Raw genomic sequence first — 25,188 nt, forward strand, 5'->3', positions numbered from 1 at the left:
CGTGCAGTGTAAAGGTTTCCTGTTTGATCTTGACGGGACGTTAGTCGATTCATTACCCGTAGTGGAGCGCTCGTGGTGCAAATGGGCGGATCGTTTCGACATCCCGCACGATGAGGTGCTGAACTTCATTCATGGCAAGCAGGCGATAACCTCTTTACGCCATTTTCTACCGGGGCGCAGCGAAGAGGAAGTGCAGGCGGAGTTCCGCTGGCTTGAAGCGGTTGAAGCGGCGGATACCGATGGAATCACTGCCCTGCCGGGTGCGGTGGCGCTGCTGACTACTCTCGATGAAGCCGCGATCCCATGGGCTATCGTCACTTCCGGTTCGGTACCTGTTGCCCATGCGCGCCATCGCGCGGCGGGCCTGCCAAATGCCCGCGTTTTTGTGACGGCTGAGCAGGTGAAACAGGGTAAACCGGCCCCGGATGCCTATCTGCTCGGGGCGGAACGCTTAGCGCTGGCGCCGCAAGAGTGCGTCGTGGTCGAGGACGCGCCCGCCGGTTTGCTTTCCGGCCTGACGGCAGGCTGCCGGACAATCGCGGTGAACGTACCGGCAGATGCGCCGCGTCTGAACGAGGCGGATCTGGTCTTAACCTCCCTCGAAAACCTGGCTGTCGTCCGCACGTCGGACGGGAAGGTGAATGTGACGGTTAAAGACTAATCTCATGACGTAGCCCCGCATGGCCGGGGCTTTTTTATGCAAAAATTCCAGCTCCATCTTCAGACAAGGATAGGTTGTGAACGGTGAACTGATTTGGGTGTTGTCTCTTCTTGCCGTCGCGGTTGTGCTCTTTGCCAGTGGGAAAGTGCGCATGGATGCGATTGCGCTGCTGGTGATTGTCGCCTTTGTCCTCAGCGATACGCTGACGCTCAGCGAAGCGTTCTCGGGTTTTAGCGATCCGAACGTGATCCTTATTGCGGCGCTGTTTATTATCGGCGATGGTTTGGTCCGTACCGGGGTGGCGACCAAAGTCGGCAGCTGGCTGGTGAGCGTGGCCGGCAACAGCGAAACGAAAATGCTGGTCTTTCTGATGCTGACCGTCGCCGGGCTTGGCGCGTTTATGAGCTCGACCGGCGTGGTCGCTATTTTTATTCCGGTGGTTCTCAGCGTCTCCATGCGGATGAATACCTCGCCATCGCGTCTGATGATGCCGCTAAGCTTTGCTGGCCTAATCAGCGGGATGATGACGCTGGTGGCTACGCCGCCTAACCTGGTTGTGAACAGCGAGCTGTTACGTGAAGGGCTGCATGGATTCAGCTTTTTTAGCGTCACGCCGATTGGCCTGGTGGTGCTGCTGCTGGGCGTCGTCTATATGCTGGCGGTGCGCTTTATGCTCAGAGGCGGGGAGAGCGACCACGCGAGGGACGGGCGGAAAAGGAGCACCTTTCGCGATTTAATCAAAGAGTACCACCTGACCGGCCGGGCCCGCCGTCTGGCCATTCGTCCGGGGTCTCCCATGATTGGCCAGCGGCTTGATGACCTCAAGCTGCGTGAACGCTACTGCGCCAACGTGATCGGCGTAGAGCGCTGGCGCCGTTTTCGTCGGGTTATCGTCAATGTGAACGGTGTATCCGAGTTTCGTGCCCGCGACGTGCTGCTGATCGACATGTCCGCGTCAGACGTTGATTTACGCCAGTTCTGCGGCGAGCAAATGCTTGAACCGATGGTACTGCGCGGCGAATACTTTTCAGATCAGGCGCTGGATGTGGGGATGGCCGAAGTCGCGCTGATTCCGGATTCGGAACTGATCGGTAAAACGGTCCGCGAGATCGGTTTTCGCACCCGCTTTGGGCTCAATATTGTCGGCCTGAAGCGCGACGGTAAAGCCATGGATGGGTCGGTCGTCGACGAGTCTTTGCAGCTTGGCGATATTGTGCTGGTGGTCGGAAACTGGCGCCAGATAGCCCTGCTGGCGAAACGCGGTCGCGATTTCGTCGTATTGAATATGCCCGTGGAGGTGAACGATGCCTCGCCCGCGCACAGCCAGGCGCCGCACGCTATCTTTTGCCTGGTCCTGATGGTCGCCCTGATGCTCACCGACGAGATCCCCAACCCGATAGCGGCGATTATTTCCTGCCTGCTGATGGGTAAATTCCGCTGTATTAATGCTGAGAGCGCTTATAAAGCGATTCACTGGCCAAGCATTATATTAATCGTCGGGATGATGCCCTTTGCGCTGGCGTTGCAAAAAACCGGCGGCGTCGATTTGGTGGTGGAAGGGTTGATGGATGTTGCCGGCAGCAAAGGCCCTTACGTGATGCTGGGCTGTCTGTTCGTGATGTGCGCCACTATTGGTCTGTTTATTTCCAACACTGCCACGGCGGTGCTGATGGCGCCGATAGCCCTGGCGGCGGCGAAATCCATGGACGTCTCGCCTTATCCTTTTGCCATGGTGGTGGCGATGGCGGCTTCGGCTGCCTTTATGACGCCGGTCTCTTCACCGGTAAATACGCTGGTGCTGGGGCCGGGAAAATATACCTTCAGCGATTTTGTGAAGATTGGCGTGCCGTTCACCGTCCTGGTGATGGTGGTTTGCGTGCTGCTCGTTCCGATGCTGTTTCCGTTTTAACCGCTTCGGCACAGCCCCGGTCTGATGCGCATAGCGCAGACCGGGGCACGGTATAGTTACAGCGGGGAATCCTGGCTGATTTCATCCAGCGACAGCTGGAAGCTCGGGACGAAGACCTGCATAAAGTAGTCCATCTCCTCGCTGCGCCGGGATTCCAGCGTTTTCTCAAGCCGGCCCTTGGCCAGTAGAAACTCGTTGTTGCCGGCGGACAGCTCCTCCAGACATTTCAGGTAGGCGCAGAGCGCGTCGGCCTGCTTGACGATCGATTGCTCATCTTCGCTATAGCGATGCTCGTCGATCAGCGGTTCAAAGATATCGCGCAGTTCGTCAGGAACCATGTCGATAAGCTTCTGCTGGGCAATCTTCTCGATGGCTTTATATTCTTGCGCAATCTGCGAGTTGAAATATTTGACTGGAGTCGGCAGATCGCCGGTTAACACTTCCGATGCATCGTGGTACATCGCCAGCAGGGCGATTCGCTCGGCGTTAACCTTGCCACCAAACATCCGGTTTTTGATCGCGGCCAGCGCGTGGGCAACCATCGCCACCTGCAGACTGTGCTCGGAGACGTTTTCGGTCCGTACATTACGCATCAGCGGCCAGCGGTTAATTAACTTCAGGCGAGAGAGGTGGGCAAAGAAATGACTCTGACTCATAGCAACCCTTAATCAGTGACAACATCGGGTCCTATTGTGCGCAGGGATTGCCGCCGGATGCAAATACCGGCGGCCGGGCAAGGGTTATCCGAGCTGGTGATAGCCGGAGAGGAAGCGGCCAAAGCGAGAAATCGCCATTTCCAGATCGTCCTCACGCGGGAGGGTGACAATACGCACATGATCCGGCCACGGCCAGTTAAAGGCGCTTCCCTGAACCAGCAGGACTTTCTCCTGCAGCAGGAAGTCGAGCACCATCTTCTGATCGTCGTGAATGTTAAAACGCTTTGCGTCGATTTTCGGGAACATATAGAGCGCGCCTTTCGGCTTCACGCAGGAGACGCCGGGGATCTCGTTGATCAACTCCCAGGCGCGGTTGCGCTGTTCGTACAGTCTGCCGCCGGGAACGATAAACTCGCTGATGCTTTGATAGCCGCCTAATGCGGTTTGAATCGCGTGCTGTGCCGGTACGTTAGCGCACAGACGCATAGAGGCCAGCATCTCCAGGCCTTCGATATAGCCTTTCGCGTGTTTCTTCGGTCCGTTCAGTACCATCCAGCCCTGGCGAAAACCGGCAACGCGGTAGGTTTTGGACAGGCCGTTAAAAGTCACCGTCAGCAGGTCGGGAGCCAGCGCGGCGATCGAATGGTGCTGGGCTTCGTCGTAGAGGATCTTGTCGTAGATCTCATCGGCGAAGATGATCAGGTTGTGCTGGCGGGCAATCTCCACGATCTCCATCAGCAGCTCTTTCGAGTACACCGCACCGGTCGGGTTATTCGGGTTAATAATCACGATGCCGCGCGTACGCGGGGTGATTTTGGCGCGAATATCGTCGAGGTCAGGGAACCAGTCGGCAGATTCATCGCACAGATAGTGCACCGCCTTGCCGCTGGAGAGCGAGACGGCGGCAGTCCACAGCGGATAATCTGGTGCCGGAACCAGCATTTCATCGCCGCTGTTCAGCAGCGCCTGCATGGCCTGAACAATCAGTTCTGAGACGCCGTTACCGATATAAATATCTTCGACCGTCACATCGCGCATACCGCGCGCCTGATAGTGCTGCATGATAGCCTTACGCGCCGAGTACAGGCCTTTCGAGTCACAATAACCCTGGGCGGTAGGCAGATTGCGAATAACATCAACAAGGATCTCGTCGGGGGCGTCAAAGCCGAACGGCGCCGGGTTGCCGATGTTCAGTTTCAGGACTTTATTGCCTTCTTCTTCAAGGCGTTTTGCCTCTTTCAGAACCGGGCCACGGATATCGTAACAGACGTTATCTAACTTGCTGGATTTTTCGATAGGGGACATGAATCTTTGACCTTTTAGCTGTTATCGCCACTCCCTGCCGTGGAAGTCAGCACGGAACAATGTACTCTTCATCCCCGAGGTTTTGAAGGGTTAGCAGGAGAAGATTTTGCTTATGTGATTTTTTTGGTTTAATTGATTTGTCTGGTGATTGCCGTTGTCTTTTATAGAATATGCCTTTAAGTGGTGTTTTAGTGGTTAATAATTGTGTTGAATTCGCTTTTTTGTGAACATTTATATGGTTTGTCGTCCAGAGTGTAGCGCCGGAGGTTATTTTTTGCGCATGGTACGCAGGCGCGTATGAAAAGGCGTATAACGGGTAAAAGGTGGTGGCTGTAACGGTAATGTTAAATATGCTTAATAAGAATATTTAATTAATTAAAAAGCTTTTATTTTTTCGCAATCTGGAATTTTCTTTTTGTTAATTAAATTAAAGTCATGAAAAAAAGTTTAAAATTGGCTTTAATAATAATGATTAGACCTTATAAATAATTCAGTTTTCGGTTAGGATACCGGCGTTAATATCGATTAAGAACCTGTTTTTTTGCAGGTTAAGTTATTAATATATTGTTATTGCAGGCTTTTTTTGTTTGGTTTTTTCGCTTTTTACAATGGATGTGCTGGGATGCTGATGACATCATCCTTTGCCGTAGGCGCCTTTTTTTGAAGGTCGTCACAGAAATCAAAACGGTGTAATAGAAAGCGTAGAACTACGAACAATATATGACTCAGACGTTTCGCGCACTTGTCGCGGGCGAGTACTTTCACATGCAATAACGTTCATCCAGCTGCACATTCCGTTTGTGAATTGCACAAGGCTCAAGGATTAGCCGGAAACCTGGAGCACAGCATCAACAAGGCAGGTCCGCATTCGCCACCTGTAAGTGAAGAAATATGATAAATGCAAATCGTCCGATACTGAATCTCGACCTCGATCTGCTTAGAACATTCGTTGCCGTCGCCGATCTGAGTACTTTTGCCGCTGCCGCAGCAGCGGTATGCCGGACTCAGTCAGCCGTAAGTCAACAGATGCAACGTCTGGAACAGCTGGTCGGAAAAGAGCTCTTTGCCCGCCATGGGCGGAATAAATTGCTGACCGAGCAGGGTATTCAACTGCTGGGCTACGCACGCAAAATCCTGCGTTTTAATGACGAAGCCTGTATGTCGCTGATGTTCAGTAGCCTGCAAGGGATCTTAACGATTGGCGCATCTGATGAAACAGCCGAGACTATTTTACCGTTTTTGTTGAACCGGATCGGCAGTTTTTACCCGAAACTGACGCTGGAAATTAAGGTTCTTAATCATACTGAAGCGGTGGATATGCTGGCGAGCGGGGAGATTGATCTCGCGCTGACGACTCACCAGGCAACGGAGTTTGATACGCTGATCCTGCGCACCTCGCCAACGCTATGGTACTGCGCTGCCGATTATGTATTGCCGCGGGAAGAGTCGATCCCGCTGATCCTGCTTGAAGCGCCAGGCCCGTTCCGTGAGGACATCATTGCCGCGTTGAATGCCGCCAGCGCGCCGTGGCATCTGGCCCATTCCGCCTCGACGCTTGCGGGTGTCAAAGCGGCGGTAAAAGCAGGGCTTGGCGTTACCGCTCGTCCGGTAGAAATGATGAGCCCCGAGCTACGGGTTGTCGGCAAGAATGAGGGGCTTCCTGCGCTGCCGGATACGCAATATGTGCTGAGCTGTAACGCGCACAGGATAAGCGAGTCGGCGCAGGCTATTTTCCAGTCGCTGACCCAGGATTATAACCCCTGGTCGTCTGAGCCTGCGCTTACCCCGGAAGGGGGAGATAATTCCCTCATTTCCTGAGTGGAATTAGTTACACAGATCACAAAAAGCTGGTAACAAATTGTAAGTGTAAAAATGAGCCGCTAAGGTCTGAATTATACCTTGCGGTTCTTTTTTTTCTTATTTTACAGGGATTTTTAATATTTTGTCGTTTTATTGATATATTTATCAATGGTTTACATTCAATGTGGCGTTCGTTCTCTGACTTTTCCCTGCACTTTCAATACTTCATGCTAATGTTAAAAAACCGGCCGGATTGTTGCTGTTTTATAGGTTTAATTAACAAAACCGTGTCACAGATCAAAAAAATACCCCTCCTTAGGGGGAGGAATCGAGGCTAAATCCTGTCAAAATAGACGGGTAATTTTGATTTACACCAGAAACGGACACGATTCAACAACACTAAATCCGGTTTGTATGCAAGGTTATTCCGCATAAAAGGGCATTTAATGTTAATGAAAAAAACCTAATGTAAATTAATGTTGTTAAAACTTTTGTTGAAGTTGACAAAAGGTTAAAGAAAGGGGTAAAAAGCCACCGCATACAGCCTTCTACGATAAGTAGGGACGCTTTTTTGCAAGGTTATTTTTTTATTCCTCCCCGTGAAACGCTGTGGCGTTCATCTGCCAGCAAGAGCAGAGGGTTTAGCGCTACACTTTTTTGGTTAAGCAATGCGTATGTCAACATCCACTGAAGTCATCGCTCATCATTGGGCATTCGCTATATTTCTCATCATTGCCATCGGCCTGTGCTGCCTGATGCTTGTCGGGGGCTGGTACCTCGGCGGTCGCGCGCGCGCGCGTAGCAAGAACACGCCGTTTGAATCGGGGATCGACTCCGTTGGTTCGGCTCGCTTACGTCTTTCTGCGAAGTTTTATCTGGTTGCCATGTTCTTCGTTATCTTCGACGTGGAAGCTCTGTATCTCTACGCATGGTCGACTTCTATCCGCGAAAGCGGCTGGGTCGGCTTTGTGGAAGCCGCAATTTTCATTTTAGTGCTACTGGCAGGTCTGGTTTACCTCGTTCGTATCGGCGCACTGGACTGGACGCCTGCGCGTTCCCGTCGCACGCTGGTTAATTCAGAAACAGACAGTCCCACTAACCGTCATATGCAGTAAAAGCGAGGCAATAAGATGGATTATACGCTCACCCGCATAGATCCTAACGGTGAGAACGACCGTTACCCCCTGCAGAAACAGGAGATCGTAACCGACCCCCTGGAGCAAGAAGTCAATAAAAGCGTGTATATGGGGAAACTCGAACATGCGCTGCATGACATGGTGAACTGGGGCCGCAAGAACTCAATCTGGCCCTACAACTTCGGCCTGTCATGCTGCTACGTTGAAATGGTAACGTCATTCACTGCGGTGCATGACGTTGCGCGTTTTGGCGCCGAGGTACTGCGTGCTTCTCCTCGTCAGGCGGACCTGATGGTTGTCGCCGGCACCTGCTTCACCAAAATGGCGCCGGTCATTCAGCGTCTGTATGACCAGATGCTGGAGCCTAAGTGGGTTATCTCCATGGGCGCCTGTGCCAACTCCGGCGGGATGTACGATATTTATTCTGTCGTCCAGGGCGTGGACAAGTTTATTCCGGTTGATGTTTACATCCCGGGCTGTCCGCCGCGTCCGGAAGCTTATATGCAGGCGCTGATGCTGCTGCAGGAGTCCATTGGTAAAGAACGTCGCCCGCTCTCGTGGGTGGTTGGCGATCAGGGCGTGTACCGCGCCAACATGCAGTCGGAACGCGAGCGTAAACGTGGTGAACGCATTGCAGTGACCAATCTGCGGACACCGGACGAGATTTAACTTGCGCCTGCGGGCGGCGGAATAACACTTCGCAAATCAATCTACAACAGCGCGAAGCCTCGCCCGGCAGTCACCACGGACCTTTTGCAATGGTGAACAATATGACCGATTTACATGCGCATGACGCCGCACCAGCCTGGCAAACCCGCGATCACCTTGATGACCCGGTGATCGGCGAACTGCGCAATCGTTTTGGGCCGGATGCCTTTACCGTTCAACCTACCCGCACCGGCGTTCCGGTGGTCTGGGTCAAGCGCGAACAGCTACTGGAGGTGGGTGATTTCCTGAAGAAATTGCCGAAACCTTACGTTATGCTGTTCGATCTGCACGGGATGGACGAACGTCTGCGCACCCACCGTGACGGACTTCCCGCCGCGGATTTTTCCGTTTTCTATCACCTGATTTCCATTGAACGCAATCGTGACATTATGCTCAAGGTAGCATTGTCCGAAAACGATCTGCGCGTGCCGACTTTTACCAAACTGTTCCCGAACGCCAACTGGTATGAGCGCGAAACGTGGGAAATGTTCGGGATTGATATCGAAGGCCACCCGCACCTGACGCGCATCATGATGCCGCCGACCTGGGAAGGCCATCCGCTGCGCAAAGACTATCCGGCGCGCGCCACCGAATTCGATCCGTTTGAGCTGACTAAAGCCAAGCAGGATCTGGAAATGGAAGCGCTGACCTTCAAACCGGAAGAGTGGGGCATGAAGCGCGGAACCGAAAACGAGGACTTTATGTTCCTCAACCTCGGCCCGAACCACCCGTCTGCCCACGGTGCTTTCCGTATCGTTCTGCAGCTTGATGGCGAAGAGATCGTCGACTGCGTACCGGATATCGGCTACCACCACCGTGGCGCTGAGAAGATGGGCGAACGTCAGTCCTGGCACAGCTACATTCCGTATACCGACCGTATCGAATACCTCGGCGGCTGCGTCAATGAGATGCCGTACGTGCTGGCGGTCGAAAAGCTGGCGGGGATCACCGTACCGGATCGCGTGAATGTGATTCGCGTGATGCTCTCCGAGCTGTTCCGCATTAACAGCCACCTGCTGTACATTTCGACCTTTATTCAGGACGTCGGTGCGATGACGCCGGTGTTCTTTGCCTTTACCGACCGTCAGAAGATCTACGATCTGGTGGAGGCCATTACCGGTTTCCGTATGCACCCGGCGTGGTTCCGCATCGGCGGCGTAGCGCACGACCTGCCGCGCGGCTGGGATCGCCTGCTGCGCGAGTTCCTTGAGTGGATGCCAAAGCGTCTGGATTCTTACGAGAAAGCCGCGCTGCGCAACAGCATTCTGATTGGCCGTTCAAAAGGCGTTGCCGCCTATAACGCCAAAGAAGCGCTGGAGTGGGGCACGACCGGTGCGGGCCTGCGCGCAACGGGGATTGGCTTCGACGTGCGGAAATGGCGTCCATATTCTGGCTATGAAAACTTTGACTTTGAAGTGCCAACCGGTGGCGGTATCTCTGACTGCTATACCCGCGTGATGCTGAAAGTCGAAGAACTGCGCCAGAGCCTGCGCATTCTTCAGCAGTGTCTCGATAACATGCCGGAAGGCCCGTTCAAAGCGGATCACCCGCTGACGACGCCACCGCCGAAAGAGCGCACGCTGCAGCATATCGAAACCCTGATTACGCACTTCCTGCAGGTTTCCTGGGGCCCGGTCATGCCGGCCAACGAATCCTTCCAGATGATTGAAGCGACGAAGGGTATTAACAGTTACTACCTGACCAGCGACGGCAGCACCATGAGCTATCGTACCCGTATCCGCACGCCGAGCTATGCGCACCTGCAGCAGATCCCGTCGGCGATTCGCGGCAGCCTGGTATCCGACCTGATCGTTTATCTGGGTAGTATCGATTTTGTTATGTCAGACGTGGACCGCTAATTATGCACGAGAATCAACAACCACAAACCGAGGCTTTTGAGCTGAGTGCGGCAGAGCGTGAGGCCATTGAGCACGAGAAGCACCACTACGAAGACCCGCGTGCGGCGTCCATCGAAGCGCTGAAGATCGTTCAGAAACAGCGCGGCTGGGTGCCGGATGGCGCGATCTACGCGATCGCTGACGTACTGGGTATCCCGGCAAGCGATGTGGAAGGGGTCGCCACTTTCTACAGCCAGATCTTCCGCCAGCCGGTTGGCCGTCACGTGATCCGCTATTGCGATAGCGTGGTTTGCCATATCACTGGCTTCCAGGGCATTCAGTCAGCTATCGAGAAAAAGCTCGACATCAAACCGGGTCAAACCACCTTTGATGGCCGCTTTACTCTGCTGCCGACCTGCTGCCTGGGCAACTGCGACAAGGGACCGACGATGATGATTGATGAGGATACTCATAGTTATCTGACGCCGGAGGCGATTCCTGACCTGTTGGAGCGGTATAAATGAAGACAGTGATCCGCACTCCCGAAACGCATCCTTTAACCTGGCGTCTGCGTGATGACAAACAGCCGGTATGGCTGGATGAGTATCAGAGCAAAAACGGCTATGCCGGCGCGCGTAAAGCGCTGCTGGGCCTGGCGCCGGATGAGATCGTCAATCAGGTGAAAGACGCCGGTCTGAAAGGACGCGGCGGCGCGGGCTTTTCCACCGGTCTGAAGTGGAGCCTGATGCCGAAAGACGAATCCATGAACATCCGTTACCTGCTGTGTAACGCCGATGAGATGGAGCCGGGCACCTATAAAGACCGTCTGCTGATGGAGCAGCTGCCGCACCTGCTGGTGGAAGGCATGCTGATCTCCGCGTTTGCGCTGAAAGCGTACCGCGGCTACATCTTCCTGCGCGGCGAGTATATTGAAGCGGCGGTCCATTTACGCCGCGCGATTGCCGAAGCGACCGAGGCCGGTCTGCTGGGCAAAAACATTCTCGGCACCGGTTTCGATTTCGAACTGTTCGTGCACACCGGAGCAGGGCGTTATATCTGCGGCGAAGAAACCGCGTTGATTAACTCCCTCGAAGGTCGTCGCGCCAACCCGCGTTCCAAGCCGCCGTTCCCGGCGAGCTCCGGCGTGTGGGGTAAACCGACCTGCGTGAACAACGTTGAAACCCTGTGTAACGTCCCGGCGATTCTGGCCAACGGCGTTGAGTGGTATCAGAACATTTCAACCAGCAAAGATGCCGGTACCAAGCTGATGGGCTTCTCTGGCCGGGTGAAAAATCCGGGCGTCTGGGAACTGCCGTTCGGCACTACCGCGCGCGAAATTCTGGAAGATTATGCCGGCGGCATGCGTGATGGCCTGAAGTTTAAGGCCTGGCAGCCGGGCGGCGCGGGCACCGACTTCCTGACCGAAGCGCATCTTGACCTGCCGATGGAGTTCGAAAGTATTGGTAAAGCGGGGAGCCGTCTGGGTACCGCGCTGGCGATGGCCGTTGACCATGAGATTGGTATGGTGTCGCTGGTGCGCAATCTGGAAGAGTTCTTTGCCCGCGAATCCTGCGGCTGGTGTACGCCGTGCCGCGACGGTCTGCCGTGGAGCGTGAAAATTCTGCGCGCTCTGGAGCGCGGTGAAGGCCAGCCGGGAGATATCGAGACACTTGAGCAACTGTGTCGGTTCCTTGGTCCGGGCAAAACCTTCTGTGCGCATGCGCCAGGTGCGGTAGAACCGCTGCAGAGCGCCATTAAATATTTCCGCGACGAATTCGAAGCAGGCATTAAGCAGCAGTTTAGTAATACCCATGCTATCAACGGGATTCAGCCGAACCTGCTTAAGACGCGCTGGTAATGTCTCCACAAGCTCGTTCAGCCTGCGCCAACGCGGCGGCCTGAACGACAAAGTGGTAACGATTTTTTAATTTGGAAGCATGCTAATGGCTACGATTCATGTAGACGGCAAAGAATACGAGGTCAACGGAGCGGACAACCTGTTAGAGGCTTGTCTCTCTCTTGGTCTTGATATTCCATACTTTTGCTGGCATCCGGCGCTTGGGAGCGTCGGTGCTTGCCGCCAGTGTGCGGTGAAGCAATATCAAAACGCGGAAGACACGCGTGGTCGCCTGGTGATGTCCTGTATGACACCGGCATCCGACGGCACCTTTATCTCTATCGACGACGGCGAAGCGAAGCAGTTCCGCGAGAGCGTAGTGGAGTGGCTGATGACCAACCACCCGCACGACTGCCCGGTCTGTGAAGAAGGGGGCAACTGCCACCTGCAGGATATGACCGTCATGACCGGTCACAGCTTCCGTCGCTACCGTTTCACCAAGCGTACCCACCGTAACCAGGACCTGGGGCCGTTCATCTCTCATGAAATGAACCGCTGCATCGCCTGCTATCGCTGCGTGCGTTACTACAAAGATTACGCTGACGGTACCGACCTGGGCGTTTACGGTGCGCATGACAACGTCTACTTCGGTCGTCCGGAAGATGGCGTGCTGGAAAGCGAATTTTCAGGCAACCTGGTTGAGGTCTGCCCGACCGGCGTATTCACCGATAAAACGCACTCCGAGCGCTATAACCGTAAATGGGATATGCAGTTTGCACCCAGCATCTGCCAGCAGTGTTCCATCGGCTGTAACATCAGCCCGGGCGAGCGCTATGGCGAACTGCGCCGTATCGAAAACCGTTACAACGGTACCGTTAACCGCTACTTCCTCTGCGACCGCGGCCGTTTTGGCTATGGCTATGTGAACCTGAAAGACCGCCCGCGTCAGCCGGTTCAGCGCCGTGGCGACGATCTGATCACCCTTAACGCCGAGCAGGCCATGCAGGGCGCGGCGGATATTCTGCGTCAGTCGAAAAAAGTGATTGGTATCGGCTCACCGCGCGCCAGCATTGAAAGCAACTTTGCGTTGCGTGAGCTGGTGGGCGCGGAGAACTTCTATACCGGCATTGCGAAGGCTGAGCAGGAACGTCTGCAGATGATGCTGACCGTGCTGCGTGACGGCGGTATTCATACCCCGACGCTGCGCGACATTGAATCCTACGATGCGGTTCTGGTACTCGGGGAAGATATTACCCAGACCGGCGCCCGCGTTGCCCTGGCCGTGCGCCAGGCGGTGAAAGGAAAAGCGCGTGAAATGGCCGCGGCGCAGAAAGTCGCCGACTGGCAGATCGCCGCGATCCTCAACATCGGTCAGCGCGCGAAGCATCCGCTGTTTGTCACCAATATCGATGACACCCGTCTTGACGATATCGCCGCGTGGACCTATCGCGCGCCGGTCGAAGATCAGGCGCGTCTGGGCTTTGCGATTGCTCATGCGCTGGATGAAACCGCCCCGGCGGTGGACGGACTGAGCAGCGATCTGAAAGGCAAAATTGACGTGATCGTCCAGGCGCTGGCCGGGGCGAAGAAACCGCTGATTGTCTCCGGGACTAACGCCGGCAGCATTGAAATCATCCAGGCAGCGGCTAACGTCGCGAAAGCGCTGAAAGGCCGCGGTATTGACGTCGGCGTCACCATGGTCGCCCGGGCAGTGAACAGCGTTGGCCTTGGCATGATTGGCGGCGGCTCTCTGGAAGAGGCGCTGAGCGAGCTGGAAACCGGCGCTGCCGATGCGGTTGTGGTGCTGGAAAACGATCTGCATCGCCATGCTTCTGCCGCGCGCGTTGACGCCGCGCTGGCCAAAGCGCCGCTGGTGATGGTCGTTGACCATCAGCGCACCGCCATTATGGACAAAGCGCACCTCGTGCTTTCTGCGGCGAGCTTCGCCGAAAGCGACGGAACCGTGGTCAATAACGAAGGGCGCGCGCAGCGTTTCTTCCAGGTCTACGACCCGTCCTACTACGATGCGAATACCGTGATGCTGGAAAGCTGGCGCTGGCTGCACTCGCTACACAGCACCGTCGACAACCGTCAGGTTGACTGGACGCAGCTGGATCATGTGATTGATGCCGCCATTGCTAAGCTGCCGCAGCTGGCGGGTATTAAAGATGCCGCGCCGGACGCGACCTTCCGCATTCGCGGGCAGAAACTGGCTCGTGAACCGCATCGTTATAGCGGTCGTACGGCGATGCGCGCCAATATCAGCGTGCATGAACCCCGCCAGCCGCAGGATAAAGACACCATGTTTGCCTTCTCGATGGAAGGGAACAACCAGCCGTCTGCACCGCGTTCGCAAATCCCGTTCGCCTGGGCTCCAGGCTGGAACTCCCCGCAAGCGTGGAACAAGTTCCAGGATGAAGTGGGTGGCAAACTGCGCCATGGCGATCCGGGCGTACGTCTGATCGAAGCTTCCGCCAGCGGTCTTGAGTACTTTACCGCGGTGCCGGCAGGCTTCCAGGCTGAAGAAGGTCAGTGGCGTATCGCTCCGTACTACCATCTGTTCGGCAGCGATGAACTGTCGCAGCGTTCTCCGGTCTTCCAGAGCCGCATGCCGCAGCCGTACATCAAGCTGAACCCGGCCGATGCTGCGAAGCTGGGCGTCAATGAGGGGGCGATGATTTCGTTCCGCGTTGATGGCCAGACGCTCAGCCTCCCGCTGGTGATTTCTGCGGGTCTGACGGCAGGGCAGGTGGGTTTACCGATGGGCATGCCGGGTATTGCGCCGGTACTGACCGGAGCACGTATTGACACTCTGCAGGAGGCGAAAGCATGAGTTGGTTAACACCGGATCTCATCGACATTCTGTTAAGCATCCTTAAGGCAGTGGTGATTCTGCTGGTGGTGGTGACCTGCGGCGCGTTCATGAGCTTTGGCGAACGTCGTCTGCTGGGGCTGTTCCAGAACCGCTACGGACCTAACCGTGTGGGCTGGGGCGGCTCGCTGCAGCTCGTCGCCGACATGATCAAGATGTTCTTTAAAGAGGACTGGGTTCCGCGCTTTACGGACCGCGTGATCTTTACTCTGGCGCCGGTTATCGCCTTTACCTCTCTGCTGCTGGCTTTTGCTATCGTGCCGGTCAGCCCGACGTGGGTGGTCGCCGACCTGAACATCGGCATCCTGTTCTTCCTGATGATGGCCGGTCTGGCGGTTTACGCCGTGCTGTTCGCCGGCTGGTCGAGTAACAACAAATACTCGCTGCTGGGCGCAATGCGCGCCTCCGCGCAGACCCTGAGCTACGAAGTGTTCCTCGGTCTGTCGCTGATGGGCGTGGTGGCACAGGCGGGGTCGTTCAACATGAGCGATATCGTCAACAACCAGGCGCATCTGTGGAACGTGATTCCGCAGTTCTTCGGCTTCGTGACTTTCGCGATCGCCGGCGTTGCGGTTTGTCACCGTCACCCGTTTGACCAGCCGGAAGCCGAGCAGGAACTGGCCGATGGTTACCACATCGAATATTCCGGCATGAAGTTCGGTCTGTTCTTTGTCGGTGAATACATCGGGATTGTCACCGTTTCAGCGCTGATCGTCACGCTGTTCTTCGGCGGCTGGAATGGCCCATGGTTACCTCCGTTCATCTGGTTCGCGCTGAAAACCGCGTTCTTCATGATGATGTTCATTTTGATCCGCGCATCATTACCGCGTCCGCGCTATGACCAGGTAATGTCCTTTGGCTGGAAGGTATGCCTGCCGTTAACGCTGATCAACTTGTTGGTAACGGCGGCTGTCATTCTCTGGCAGGCGCAATAAGGGGTGAATTGACCATGACCTTAAAAGAATTATTGGTGGGGTTTGGCACCCAGGTCCGCAGTATCTGGATGATCGGGATGCATGCCTTCGCCAAACGTGAGACCCAGATGTATCCGGAAGAACCGGTATATCTGCCGCCGCGCTACCGTGGCCGTATCGTGCTGACGCGCGACCCGGACGGTGAGGAGCGCTGCGTTGCCTGTAACCTGTGTGCGGTAGCGTGTCCGGTAGGCTGTATCTCTTTGCAAAAAGCAGAGACCAAAGATGGCCGCTGGTACCCGGAGTTTTTCCGTATCAACTTCTCACGCTGCATTTTCTGCGGTTTGTGTGAAGAAGCGTGCCCGACCACGGCGATTCAGTTGACCCCGGACTTCGAACTGGGCGAATACAAGCGTCAGGATCTGGTGTACGAAAAAGAGGATCTGCTGATTTCCGGTCCGGGCAAATACCCGGAATATAACTTCTACCGGATGGCGGGTATGGCAATCGACGGCAAAGATAAGGGCGAAGCAGAGAACGAAGCTAAGCCTATCGACGTCAAGAGCCTGTTACCGTAAGGAGAGGGCAATGGAATTCGCTTTTTATATCTGTGGCCTCATCGCCATCCTCGCAACCCTGCGGGTGATCACCCACACCAATCCGGTGCATGCGCTGCTGTACCTGATTATTTCGCTGTTGGCGATTGCTGGGGTGTTCTTCTCGCTGGGCGCCTACTTCGCCGGGGCGCTGGAAATCATCGTCTACGCCGGGGCCATCATGGTGCTGTTCGTCTTCGTGGTGATGATGCTCAACCTGGGCGGCAGCGAAATCGAGCAGGAGCGCAAGTGGCTGCAGCCGGGGATCTGGATTGGCCCGGCTATCCTGTCCGCGGTACTGCTGGTGGTTATCGTGTATGCCATCCTCGGTCTTAACGATCAGGGCATTGAAGGCAACGCGATAAGCGCGAAAGAGGTCGGTATTACGCTGTTTGGGCCGTATGTACTGGCGGTGGAGCTGGCCTCCATGCTGCTGCTGGCCGGTCTGGTTGTTGCCTTCCACATTGGCCGCGAAGAGCGCGCCGGTGAAGTGCTGAGCAACCGTCAGGGCGATAGCGACAAAAGAAAAACGGAGGAACACGCATGATTCCCTTAACACATGGGCTGATCCTCGCCGCGATCCTGTTTGTGCTCGGCCTGACGGGTCTGGTTATCCGCCGCAATCTGCTGTTTATGCTGATTAGCCTGGAAATCATGATCAACGCCGCGGCGCTGGCTTTCGTGGTGGCAGGCAGCTACTGGGGTCAGACCGACGGTCAGATAATGTATATCCTCGCCATCAGCCTTGCGGCTGCGGAAGCGAGTATCGGCCTGGCGCTGTTGCTGCAGCTCCATCGTCGCCGCCAGAACCTGAACATCGATTCAGTAAGTGAGTTGCGTGGATGAACATGCTTGCCTTAACCATTCTTCTGCCATTGATTGGCTTTGTTCTGCTCTCGTTCTCCCGTGGCCGCTGGTCGGAAAACCTCTCCGCCACCGTGGGAATGGGGTCAGTCGGCCTGGCGGCGCTGGTGACCGCGTTTGTCGGCGTCGACTTCTTCGCTAACGGCAAACAGGCGGTCAGCGTACCGCTGTGGACCTGGATGTCGGTGGGTGATTTCAACATCGGTTTTAACCTGGTGCTGGACGGTCTCTCGCTGACCATGCTTTCCGTGGTGACCGGCGTTGGCTTCCTGATCCACATGTTCGCCTCCTGGTATATGCGCGGGGAAGAGGGATACTCCCGCTTTTTCGCCTACACCAACCTGTTTATCGCGAGCATGGTGGTGCTGGTACTGGCCGATAACCTGCTGCTGATGTACCTCGGCTGGGAAGGCGTGGGCCTGTGCTCCTATCTGCTGATCGGTTTCTACTATACCGATCCGAAGAACGGTGCCGCCGCAATGAAAGCCTTCGTGGTGACCCGTGTCGGTGACGTCTTCCTCGCGTTCGCACTGTTCATTCTCTACAACGAGCTGGGCACCCTGAACTTCCGCGAAATGGTCGAACTGGCGCCTGCGCACTTTGAAGCCGGCAACAATATGTTGTGGTGGGCAACCCTGATGCTGCTGGGCGGTGCGGTCGGTAAATCGGCACAGCTGCCGTTGCAGACCTGGCTTGCGGACGCCATGGCCGGCCCGACGCCGGTTTCTGCCCTGATCCACGCCGCCACCATGGTTACCGCGGGCGTTTACCTGATTGCCCGAACCCATGGCCTGTTCCTGATGACCCCGGAAATTCTCCATCTGGTCGGTATCGTCGGAGCGGTGACGCTGGTGCTGGCAGGCTTTGCCGCGCTGGTTCAGACGGACATCAAACGCGTACTCGCTTACTCCACTATGAGCCAGATTGGCTACATGTTCCTGGCGCTGGGCGTCCAGGCATGGGATGCGGCGATTTTCCACCTGATGACCCACGCGTTCTTTAAAGCGCTGCTGTTCCTCTCGTCCGGCTCGGTCATTCTGGCCTGCCACCACGAGCAGAACATCTTCAAAATGGGCGGCCTGCGTAAGTCGATTCCGCTGGTGTATGTCTGCTTCCTGGTGGGGGGCGCGGCGCTGTCCGCACTGCCGCTCATCACCGCAGGCTTCTTCAGTAAGGACGAAATCCTCGCCGGCGCGATGGCGAATGGTCATATCAACCTGATGGTTGCGGGTCTGGTCGGCGCATTTATGACCTCGCTCTACACCTTCCGGATGATCTTCATCGTCTTCCACGGCAAAGAGCAAATCCATGCGCACGCAGGGAAGGGGATTACCCACCACCTGCCGCTGATTGTGCTGCTGATTCTGTCGACCTTCGTTGGCGCGCTGATTGTTCCGCCGCTGCAGGGCGTACTGCCGCAGACAACCGAACTTGAGCACGGCCGTGTGATGACGCTGGAGATTGCCTCCGGGATTATCGCCATTGCCGGTATTCTGATCGCCGCCTGGCTGTGGCTGGGTAAACGCACGCTGGTGACCTCTGTCGCCAACAGCGCGCCGGGCCGTCTGCTGGGTACCTGGTGGTACAACGCATGGGGCTTCGACTGGTTGTACGACAAAGTGTTCGTGAAACCATTCCTCGGCATCGCCTGGCTGCTGAAGAGCGATCCGCTGAACGCCATGATGAACATTCCGGCCATCCTCTCCCGCTTTGCAGGTAAAGGCCTGCTGCTAAGCGAGAACGGTTATCTACGCTGGTATGTGGCGTCTATGAGCATCGGCGCGGTTGTCGTGCTGGCGTTGCTGATGGTATTGCGTTGAGTTTGTTGGCTGGGTGAGCGATTGCCTGCTTATCCGGCCGACAAACCCTAAAAGAATTTTAGAATTCGTTGAAAATCTGTTCCTGAGGTACAGGCGTCATCGGCGAAGTCAGACCGGAGACCGCCAGCGCAGAGCAACCGCAGCGTACTAAAGTACGTGAGGAGTGCGAGCACTGCCGGAATTCGGGCTGACGAGCGAGATAGCCTGAGCAGGAGTAAATATAAGGGACATACTCAGCTATGTTATTACCCTGGTTAATACTCATCCCCTTTATCGGCGGGTTTCTGTGCTGGCAGACTGAACGCTTTGGCGTGAAGATGCCGCGCTGGATTGCGCTGATTACCATGGGACTGACGCTGGTGCTCTCCCTGCAGCTGTGGCTACAGGGCGGTTATTCGCTGACGCAATCCGCGGGTATTCCGCAGTGGCAGTCAGAATTCGTGATGCCGTGGATCCCACGCTTCGGTATTAGCATTCATCTGGCTATCGACGGTCTGTCGCTGCTGATGGTGGTGCTGACCGGTCTGCTCGGCGTGCTGGCCGTGCTCTGTTCGTGGCGCGAAATCGAAAAATACCAGGGCTTCTTCCACCTCAACCTGATGTGGATCCTGGGCGGCGTTATCGGCGTGTTCCTTGCCATCGACATGTTCCTGTTCTTCTTCTTCTGGGAAATGATGCTGGTGCCGATGTACTTCCTGATCGCGCTGTGGGGCCATAAGGCTTCCGACGGTAAAACGCGTATCACGGCGGCAACCAAGTTCTTCATCTATACCCAGGCGAGCGGCCTGGTGATGCTGATTGCCATCCTGGCGCTGGCCTTCGTTCACTTTAACGCGACCGGCGTGTGGACCTTCAACTACGAAGACCTGCTGAAAACCCCGATGTCCCATGGCGTCGAATACATGCTGATGCTCGGCTTCTTCATCGCCTTTGCGGTGAAAATGCCGGTGGTTCCGCTGCACGGCTGGCTGCCGGATGCCCACTCTCAGGCACCGACCGCTGGTTCCGTTGACCTCGCCGGTATTTTGCTGAAAACGGCGGCCTACGGTCTGCTGCGTTTTGCGCTGCCGCTGTTCCCGAATGCCTCCGCCGAGTTTGCTCCCATCGCCATGTGGCTGGGCGTTATCGGTATCTTCTACGGCGCGTGGATGGCTTTCTGCCAGTACGATATCAAACGCCTGATTGCTTACACCTCCGTTTCCCACATGGGCTTCGTGCTGATTGCTATCTACACCGGCAGCCAGCTGGCGTACCAGGGGGCGGTGATTCAGATGATTGCCCACGGTCTGTCCGCGGCGGGCCTGTTCATTCTGTGCGGCCAGCTGTATGAACGCCTGCACACCCGCGATATGCGTCTGATGGGCGGTCTGTGGAGCAAAATTAAGTGGCTGCCGGCGCTGTCGATGTTCTTCGCCGTGGCAACGCTGGGGATGCCGGGTACCGGTAACTTCGTCGGCGAATTCATGATTTTGTTCGGCAGCTACAAAGTGGTGCCGGTGATTACCGTGATCTCCACCTTTGGACTGGTCTTCGCTTCCGTCTACTCGCTCTCAATGCTGCATCGCGCGTACTTCGGTAAAGCGAAGAGCGAGATCGCGGCGCAGGAGATGCGGGGAATGTCTCTGCGTGAACTGTCGATTGTTCTGCTGTTGGTGGTTCTGCTGGTGCTGCTGGGCTTCTTCCCTCAGCCGATTCTGGACACCTCACACGCTGCGATGAGCAACATTCAGCAGTGGTTTGTTAATTCCGTTTCTACTACAAGGCCGTAATTCGCCATGACAATAACTCCACAACAACTGATCGCACTGCTACCGCTGCTGATCGTCGGCTTGACGGTGGTGGTTGTGATGCTCTCCATTGCGTGGCGACGCAATCATTTCCTTAATGCCACGCTGTCGGTTCTTGGTCTGAACGCTGCGCTGATCTCACTCTGGTTCGTGGGTCAGAACGGCGCGATGGACGTGACGCCGCTGATTCGCGTTGACGGCTACGCCATGCTCTATACCGGGCTGGTGCTGCTGGCAAGCCTGGCCACCTGTACCTTCGCGTACCCGTGGCTTGAGGGATACAAGGACAACAAAGAAGAGTTCTACCTGCTGGTGCTTATCGCCGCGCTGGGTGGCATTCTGCTGGCGGGCGCCAACCATCTGGCGGCGCTGTTCCTCGGTATCGAATTGATTTCGCTGCCGCTGTTCGGCCTTATCGGTTATGCCTTCCGCCAGAAGCGTTCGCTGGAAGCGAGTATTAAATACACCATTTTGTCTGCCGCAGCCTCTTCATTCCTGCTGTTCGGTATGGCGCTGGTCTATGCGAACTCGGGCAACCTGTCCTTCCTGGCGCTGGGTAAAAGCCTGGCTGATAACACCCTGCACGAACCGCTGCTGCTGGCGGGTCTGGGCCTGATGATCGTCGGCCTCGGCTTTAAGCTGTCTCTGGTTCCGTTCCACCTGTGGACGCCGGACGTTTACCAGGGCGCGCCGGCGCCGGTATCAACCTTCCTGGCAACCGCCAGCAAGATTGCTATCTTCGGCGTGGTGATGCGTCTGTTCCTGTACATGCCGGTGGGCAACAGCGAAGCGGTACGCGTGGTGCTGGGCCTGATTGCCTTTGCCTCTATCATCTTCGGTAACCTGATGGCGCTGAGTCAGACCAATATTAAACGTCTGCTCGGCTACTCCTCCATCTCGCATCTTGGCTATCTGCTGGTGGCGCTGATTGCCCTGCAGAGCGGTGAAATGTCGATGGAAGCCGTGGGTGTCTATCTGGCCGGCTATCTGTTCAGCAGCCTCGGCGCGTTCGGCGTAGTGAGCCTGATGTCCAGCCCATACCGTGGTCCGGATGCCGACTCGCTGTACTCCTATCGCGGCCTGTTCTGGCATCGTCCGATTCTGTCGGCGGTCATGACGGTGATGATGCTGTCGCTGGCGGGTATCCCGATGACGCTGGGCTTTATCGGTAAATTCTACGTGCTGGCCGTCGGTGTACATGCGCACCTGTGGTGGCTGGTTGCCGCCGTGGTGATCGGTTCGGCGATTGGTCTGTACTACTACCTGCGCGTGGCGGTGAGTCTGTACCTGAGCGCGCCGGATAAACTGAATCGCGATGCGCCGTCGAACTGGCAGTACAGCGCCGGCGGTATCGTGGTGCTGATCTCCGCGCTGCTGGTCCTCGTGCTTGGCCTGTGGCCGCAGCCGCTGATTAGCATTGTGCAGCTGGCAACACCGCTGATGTAATCGCCAGGGCCGGGGTTAACACTACCGGTCCTGTAACTCTGCCTGCCCGTTGTGATACGGGCAGGCATTTTTTTTGCCGCCTTTCGCTGTTTTCTCCCCTCCAGATCGACTAGCTCAGGCTGTACACCATAAAGTCTTCGGCCAGCAGCGTCCGGGGAAAAACGTCCCGACACTCCGCCAGCAGGCGCAGACAGCCTTCAGCGTCATAGCGCGAACTAAAATGGGTCGCGATAAACATGCTGACGCCGGCATCGCGGGCCAGCGCCGCTGCCTGCTGACTCGACGAATGACCGCGGCTATTGGCTTTTTCCGCCATCGCCTGCTCCAGCGTCGTTTCATGAACCATCAGGTCAACGCCGCGCGCCAGCTCAAGCGCCGTCTCGCAGGGGGCGGTATCGCCAAAAATCGCCAGCGTTTTGCCGGGCGTCGCCGGGCCGAGATAGTGCCGACCATCGATCTTCCGCCCGTCTTCCAGCTCCACCGTCTCCCCCTGTTTCAGACGTTGAAACAGCGGACCCGGGCGGACGCCGTCGGCAACCAGTCGCGCAGCATCGAGAGTGCCGAGGCGGGCATGCTCTTCGATACGATAGCCGTAGCATTCAACCGGATGATTCAGCGGATAAGCGCTGACCCGATAGCCCCCTTCATCAAAGACCAGGCCGGGCCCCACTTCCACTATGGTGAGCGGATAATCGGTCCATGAGCCGCTTAAGCGCAGCGCGGTTTCAACAAACTCCCTGAGTCCCGTCGGGCCGTACAGCGTCAGCGGTAGCGAGTTGCCCTGCATGGAGCGGCTGCACAGCAGGCCGGGAAGGCCGAACAGATGATCGCCGTGGAGGTGAGTAATAAAAATCTTATTCAGTTTTCCTGGGTGGTACGGGGTATGTAAAAACTGATGCTGGGTACCTTCTCCGCAGTCGAACAACCACATCTCCGCAGCCGTCGGCTGTTGCAAATTCAGCACGATAGACGTCATATTACGTGTACGGGTCGGCACGCCTGCGGATGTCCCCAAAAATGTCAATTCCATCGTCCAGTGTCCTCAGGGCGTGGGTGAAAAAACTCAAGTATACAGGAGCAGTCAATGATTACATGGCAGGATCTTCACCACGCAGAGCTGACCGTCCCGCAGCTGTACGCTTTGCTACAGCTGCGTTGCGCGGTATTTGTCGTCGAACAAACCTGCCCCTATCAGGATGTTGACGGTGATGACCTGATCGGTGAAAACCGCCATCTGCTCGGCTGGCGAGGGGATGAACTGGTGGCCTACGCGCGCATTTTGAAAAGCGACGATGATATTGAGCCGGTGGTGATTGGACGGGTCATTGTCAGCCCGGCGGTGCGCGGCGAAAAGCTGGGTTATCAGCTGATGGAGCGAGCGCTGGCCAGCTGTCGTCGTCACTGGCCGCACAAGGCCATTTATCTCGGCGCCCAGGCGCATCTGCAGCGTTTTTACGCCAGCTTCGGTTTTCAGCCGGTGACCGACATTTACGATGAGGACGGGATTGCGCATATCGGTATGGCCCGCGAGGCGGTCACCGGTTAAGCGCCGTTAGCGTAACCGCGTCAAGGATCAATACTTTTTTCCCTCAGCCTGCTCTGGCTGGCGGCGGCCACCTGCGGAAAGTCCGCTCCCTCATTATGGGTACTGCAATTTCACGCCAGTACCCCGTATAATCTGTGGTTTTTATTCTCTGGAGGTTTGCGTGCTGTCTGTTTCCACTGCGCTGGAACGCTTACGTGACTGCCTGTCTGACGATTTCCCGCCGTCGTCCGGTACGCGAATTTTCGATATTCCTTTCCCTCTTCATGACGCTTTTGACCCTCTTCTGTGGTGCGGTCATCAAGCGCAGTGGCCACAGTTTTACTGGCTGCAGCGCAATGGCGATGAAGAGCTTGCCGCGCTCGGCGCGGTTAAAACCTTCCCGTCTTTGGCCGGGGCTCACGACTTCTTGCAGCGTCAGGGGTTGGCTGATTTACGTATTTGCGGCCTGAATGCGTTTAATCCGCAGGAAGGGAGGCTCTTTCTGCCGCGGCTGGAGTGGCGTCGGGTCGGGGGAAAAGCCACTCTGCGTCTGCTGCTGAATAGCGAGACGTCACTGCGCGAAGATGCCATTGCGGCCCGGGCGTTTCTCCAGGCGCTAACGCCTGACCAGGCGCAGCCCGCCGCTCTGCCGCCGGTGCTCAGCGAACAACACTCCCCGGACTATCCGCAATGGCATGCGCTGATTGAACAGGCAACTCAGGCGATTGCCGCAGGGGAGATGGATAAAGTGGTGCTGGCGCGGGCCACGGATGTTCAGTTTGCGGCGCCGCCGGATCCGCTGGCCATCGTGGCCGCCAGCCGGCGCAGTAATCACCGCTGTTTTCATTTCATGATGGCCTTTAACGCGCAGCGGACATTCTTTGGTTCAACGCCGGAGCGGCTTTGGCGCCGGCGTGGGACGCTGCTGCGCACCGAAGCGCTGGCCGGGACCGTTGCCAGCCATCCTGACGATCGCCAGGCGCAATTGTTGGCCGACTGGCTGATGAAAGATGATAAAAATCAGCGCGAGAATATGCTGGTGGTGGAGGATATCTGCCAGCGTATGCAGGATGAGGTCCGTTCGCTGGATGTCCTGCCGCCGCAGGTGGTGCGGCTGCGTAAAGTGCAGCATCTGCGCCGCTGCATCTGGGCTGAACTCTCTCAGCCTGACGATACCCGCTGCCTGCATCAGCTGCAGCCGACCGCCGCGGTCGCCGGATTACCGCGCCGGGCGGCGCTGGCATTTATTACCCGCCATGAACCTTTTACCCGGGAATGGTACGCCGGCTCCGCTGGCTACTTGTCGCTGGCGCAAAGCGAATTCTGCGTGGCCCTGCGTTCGGCGCAAGTCGAAAACGCCACGCTCAGGCTGTATGCCGGAGCCGGGATTGTCAGCGGCTCCGATCCTGAGCAGGAGTGGCAGGAGATAGAAAATAAGGCGGCGGGGCTGCGTTCCTTGTTATTGACAAAAACGTAGATAAACGATGCATATCAATACTCCATTGCTTTGTATT

Annotated in this window: 21 protein-coding genes; 18 read left to right on the top strand and 3 right to left on the bottom strand. The window is 56.4% G+C overall.

The features are described 5' to 3' along the window. The first annotated feature begins 1 nt into the window (after window position 1). Together AC236I_RS07245 and AC236I_RS07250 are read left to right on the top strand one after the other, a co-directional pair. Window positions 2–661, top strand: a complete 660-nt coding sequence (locus AC236I_RS07245) for a sugar phosphatase (RefSeq protein ID WP_015583790.1) — start codon at window positions 2–4, stop codon at window positions 659–661. 76 nt (window positions 662–737) lie between these two features. Continuing rightward, window positions 738–2,570, top strand: a complete 1,833-nt coding sequence (locus AC236I_RS07250) for an SLC13 family permease (protein ID WP_015583791.1) — start codon at window positions 738–740, stop codon at window positions 2,568–2,570. Between the two features lie 56 nt (window positions 2,571–2,626). On the opposite strand, the gene yfbR is transcribed toward AC236I_RS07250, so the two are convergent. Both yfbR and alaA read right to left on the bottom strand, forming a co-directional pair. Continuing rightward, on the bottom strand, window positions 2,627–3,226 hold the full coding sequence (gene yfbR, locus AC236I_RS07255; RefSeq protein WP_004865109.1) for a 5'-deoxynucleotidase: 600 nt from the start codon (window positions 3,224–3,226) through the stop codon (window positions 2,627–2,629). A gap of 84 nt (window positions 3,227–3,310) precedes the next feature. After that, complete coding sequence (gene alaA, locus AC236I_RS07260; protein ID WP_004865108.1) at window positions 3,311–4,531, bottom strand: alanine transaminase AlaA; 1,221 nt, start codon at window positions 4,529–4,531, stop codon at window positions 3,311–3,313. An 891-nt stretch (window positions 4,532–5,422) separates the two neighbouring features. Here alaA and AC236I_RS07265 point away from each other — a divergent pair. From AC236I_RS07265 to nuoN, 14 genes are all read left to right on the top strand, one after another. After that, window positions 5,423–6,349 (top strand): LysR family transcriptional regulator, encoded by a 927-nt coding sequence (locus tag AC236I_RS07265; protein ID WP_044348174.1) that lies wholly within the window; start codon window positions 5,423–5,425, stop codon window positions 6,347–6,349. A 650-nt stretch (window positions 6,350–6,999) separates the two neighbouring features. Continuing rightward, on the top strand, window positions 7,000–7,446 hold the full coding sequence (gene nuoA, locus AC236I_RS07270; RefSeq protein WP_004865103.1) for an NADH-quinone oxidoreductase subunit NuoA: 447 nt from the start codon (window positions 7,000–7,002) through the stop codon (window positions 7,444–7,446). A gap of 15 nt (window positions 7,447–7,461) precedes the next feature. Beyond that, window positions 7,462–8,136: an NADH-quinone oxidoreductase subunit NuoB gene (gene nuoB / locus AC236I_RS07275; protein WP_002913178.1), complete on the top strand. Its 675-nt coding sequence runs from the start codon at window positions 7,462–7,464 to the stop codon at window positions 8,134–8,136. Window positions 8,137–8,225: 89 nt separating this feature from the next. Continuing rightward, the gene (gene nuoC / locus AC236I_RS07280; protein ID WP_015583793.1) at window positions 8,226–10,034 is read left to right on the top strand and encodes an NADH-quinone oxidoreductase subunit C/D; all 1,809 of its coding nucleotides are present in this window, start codon (window positions 8,226–8,228) and stop codon (window positions 10,032–10,034) included. Between the two features lie 2 nt (window positions 10,035–10,036). Continuing rightward, window positions 10,037–10,537, top strand: a complete 501-nt coding sequence (gene nuoE / locus AC236I_RS07285; protein ID WP_004104075.1) for an NADH-quinone oxidoreductase subunit NuoE — start codon at window positions 10,037–10,039, stop codon at window positions 10,535–10,537. Continuing rightward, window positions 10,534–11,871: an NADH-quinone oxidoreductase subunit NuoF gene (gene nuoF, locus AC236I_RS07290; RefSeq protein ID WP_032717992.1), complete on the top strand. Its 1,338-nt coding sequence runs from the start codon at window positions 10,534–10,536 to the stop codon at window positions 11,869–11,871. Before nuoE ends, nuoF begins: the two co-directional genes overlap by 4 nt. Before the next feature lie 85 nt (window positions 11,872–11,956). After that, window positions 11,957–14,683, top strand: a complete 2,727-nt coding sequence (gene nuoG / locus AC236I_RS07295) for an NADH-quinone oxidoreductase subunit NuoG (protein ID WP_015583795.1) — start codon at window positions 11,957–11,959, stop codon at window positions 14,681–14,683. Further along, window positions 14,680–15,657 (top strand): NADH-quinone oxidoreductase subunit NuoH, encoded by a 978-nt coding sequence (gene nuoH / locus AC236I_RS07300; protein ID WP_004865093.1) that lies wholly within the window; start codon window positions 14,680–14,682, stop codon window positions 15,655–15,657. The genes nuoG and nuoH overlap by 4 nt, the downstream gene beginning before the upstream one ends. Window positions 15,658–15,671: 14 nt before the next feature. After that, window positions 15,672–16,214: an NADH-quinone oxidoreductase subunit NuoI gene (nuoI, locus tag AC236I_RS07305; RefSeq protein ID WP_004865092.1), complete on the top strand. Its 543-nt coding sequence runs from the start codon at window positions 15,672–15,674 to the stop codon at window positions 16,212–16,214. A 10-nt stretch (window positions 16,215–16,224) separates the two neighbouring features. Continuing rightward, entirely contained in the window at window positions 16,225–16,779 is a 555-nt protein-coding gene (gene nuoJ / locus AC236I_RS07310) for an NADH-quinone oxidoreductase subunit J (RefSeq protein ID WP_015583796.1), read from the top strand. Next, window positions 16,776–17,078: an NADH-quinone oxidoreductase subunit NuoK gene (nuoK, locus tag AC236I_RS07315; RefSeq protein WP_004865088.1), complete on the top strand. Its 303-nt coding sequence runs from the start codon at window positions 16,776–16,778 to the stop codon at window positions 17,076–17,078. Before nuoJ ends, nuoK begins: the two co-directional genes overlap by 4 nt. Continuing rightward, a complete protein-coding gene (gene nuoL / locus AC236I_RS07320) occupies window positions 17,075–18,916 on the top strand; it encodes an NADH-quinone oxidoreductase subunit L (RefSeq protein ID WP_015583797.1) in 1,842 nt (613 codons plus the stop codon). Before nuoK ends, nuoL begins: the two co-directional genes overlap by 4 nt. 239 nt (window positions 18,917–19,155) lie before the next feature. Beyond that, a complete protein-coding gene (gene nuoM, locus AC236I_RS07325; protein ID WP_015583798.1) occupies window positions 19,156–20,685 on the top strand; it encodes an NADH-quinone oxidoreductase subunit M in 1,530 nt (509 codons plus the stop codon). Window positions 20,686–20,691: 6 nt separating this feature from the next. After that, window positions 20,692–22,149 (top strand): NADH-quinone oxidoreductase subunit NuoN, encoded by a 1,458-nt coding sequence (nuoN, locus tag AC236I_RS07330; protein ID WP_487608725.1) that lies wholly within the window; start codon window positions 20,692–20,694, stop codon window positions 22,147–22,149. Window positions 22,150–22,258: 109 nt separating this feature from the next. Here nuoN and rnz read toward each other — a convergent pair whose 3' ends face one another. Continuing rightward, a complete protein-coding gene (gene rnz, locus AC236I_RS07335) occupies window positions 22,259–23,179 on the bottom strand; it encodes a ribonuclease Z (protein ID WP_487608726.1) in 921 nt (306 codons plus the stop codon). A 54-nt stretch (window positions 23,180–23,233) separates the two neighbouring features. Here rnz and AC236I_RS07340 point away from each other — a divergent pair, with 54 nt between their 5' ends. Both AC236I_RS07340 and menF read left to right on the top strand, forming a co-directional pair. After that, window positions 23,234–23,695: a GNAT family N-acetyltransferase gene (locus AC236I_RS07340; protein ID WP_015583801.1), complete on the top strand. Its 462-nt coding sequence runs from the start codon at window positions 23,234–23,236 to the stop codon at window positions 23,693–23,695. 160 nt (window positions 23,696–23,855) lie between these two features. Continuing rightward, window positions 23,856–25,151, top strand: a complete 1,296-nt coding sequence (gene menF / locus AC236I_RS07345; RefSeq protein WP_032717988.1) for an isochorismate synthase MenF — start codon at window positions 23,856–23,858, stop codon at window positions 25,149–25,151. Window positions 25,152–25,188: the final 37 nt, after the last annotated feature.

The sequence above is a fragment of the Klebsiella sp. Sb-30 genome (assembly GCF_057652795.1).

Coding starts and splice junctions, on each gene's coding strand:
- yfbR (WP_004865109.1), bottom strand. CDS start 3,226: ATGAGTCAGAGTCATTTCTTTGCCCACCTCTCTCGCCTGAAGTTAATT.
- alaA (WP_004865108.1), bottom strand. CDS start 4,531: ATGTCCCCTATCGAAAAATCCAGCAAGTTAGATAACGTCTGTTACGAT.
- AC236I_RS07265 (WP_044348174.1), top strand. CDS start 5,423: ATGATAAATGCAAATCGTCCGATACTGAATCTCGACCTCGATCTGCTT.
- nuoA (WP_004865103.1), top strand. CDS start 7,000: ATGCGTATGTCAACATCCACTGAAGTCATCGCTCATCATTGGGCATTC.
- nuoB (WP_002913178.1), top strand. CDS start 7,462: ATGGATTATACGCTCACCCGCATAGATCCTAACGGTGAGAACGACCGT.
- nuoC (WP_015583793.1), top strand. CDS start 8,226: ATGGTGAACAATATGACCGATTTACATGCGCATGACGCCGCACCAGCC.
- nuoE (WP_004104075.1), top strand. CDS start 10,037: ATGCACGAGAATCAACAACCACAAACCGAGGCTTTTGAGCTGAGTGCG.
- nuoF (WP_032717992.1), top strand. CDS start 10,534: ATGAAGACAGTGATCCGCACTCCCGAAACGCATCCTTTAACCTGGCGT.
- nuoG (WP_015583795.1), top strand. CDS start 11,957: ATGGCTACGATTCATGTAGACGGCAAAGAATACGAGGTCAACGGAGCG.
- nuoH (WP_004865093.1), top strand. CDS start 14,680: ATGAGTTGGTTAACACCGGATCTCATCGACATTCTGTTAAGCATCCTT.
- nuoI (WP_004865092.1), top strand. CDS start 15,672: ATGACCTTAAAAGAATTATTGGTGGGGTTTGGCACCCAGGTCCGCAGT.
- nuoJ (WP_015583796.1), top strand. CDS start 16,225: ATGGAATTCGCTTTTTATATCTGTGGCCTCATCGCCATCCTCGCAACC.
- nuoK (WP_004865088.1), top strand. CDS start 16,776: ATGATTCCCTTAACACATGGGCTGATCCTCGCCGCGATCCTGTTTGTG.
- nuoL (WP_015583797.1), top strand. CDS start 17,075: ATGAACATGCTTGCCTTAACCATTCTTCTGCCATTGATTGGCTTTGTT.
- nuoM (WP_015583798.1), top strand. CDS start 19,156: ATGTTATTACCCTGGTTAATACTCATCCCCTTTATCGGCGGGTTTCTG.
- nuoN (WP_487608725.1), top strand. CDS start 20,692: ATGACAATAACTCCACAACAACTGATCGCACTGCTACCGCTGCTGATC.
- rnz (WP_487608726.1), bottom strand. CDS start 23,179: ATGGAATTGACATTTTTGGGGACATCCGCAGGCGTGCCGACCCGTACA.
- AC236I_RS07340 (WP_015583801.1), top strand. CDS start 23,234: ATGATTACATGGCAGGATCTTCACCACGCAGAGCTGACCGTCCCGCAG.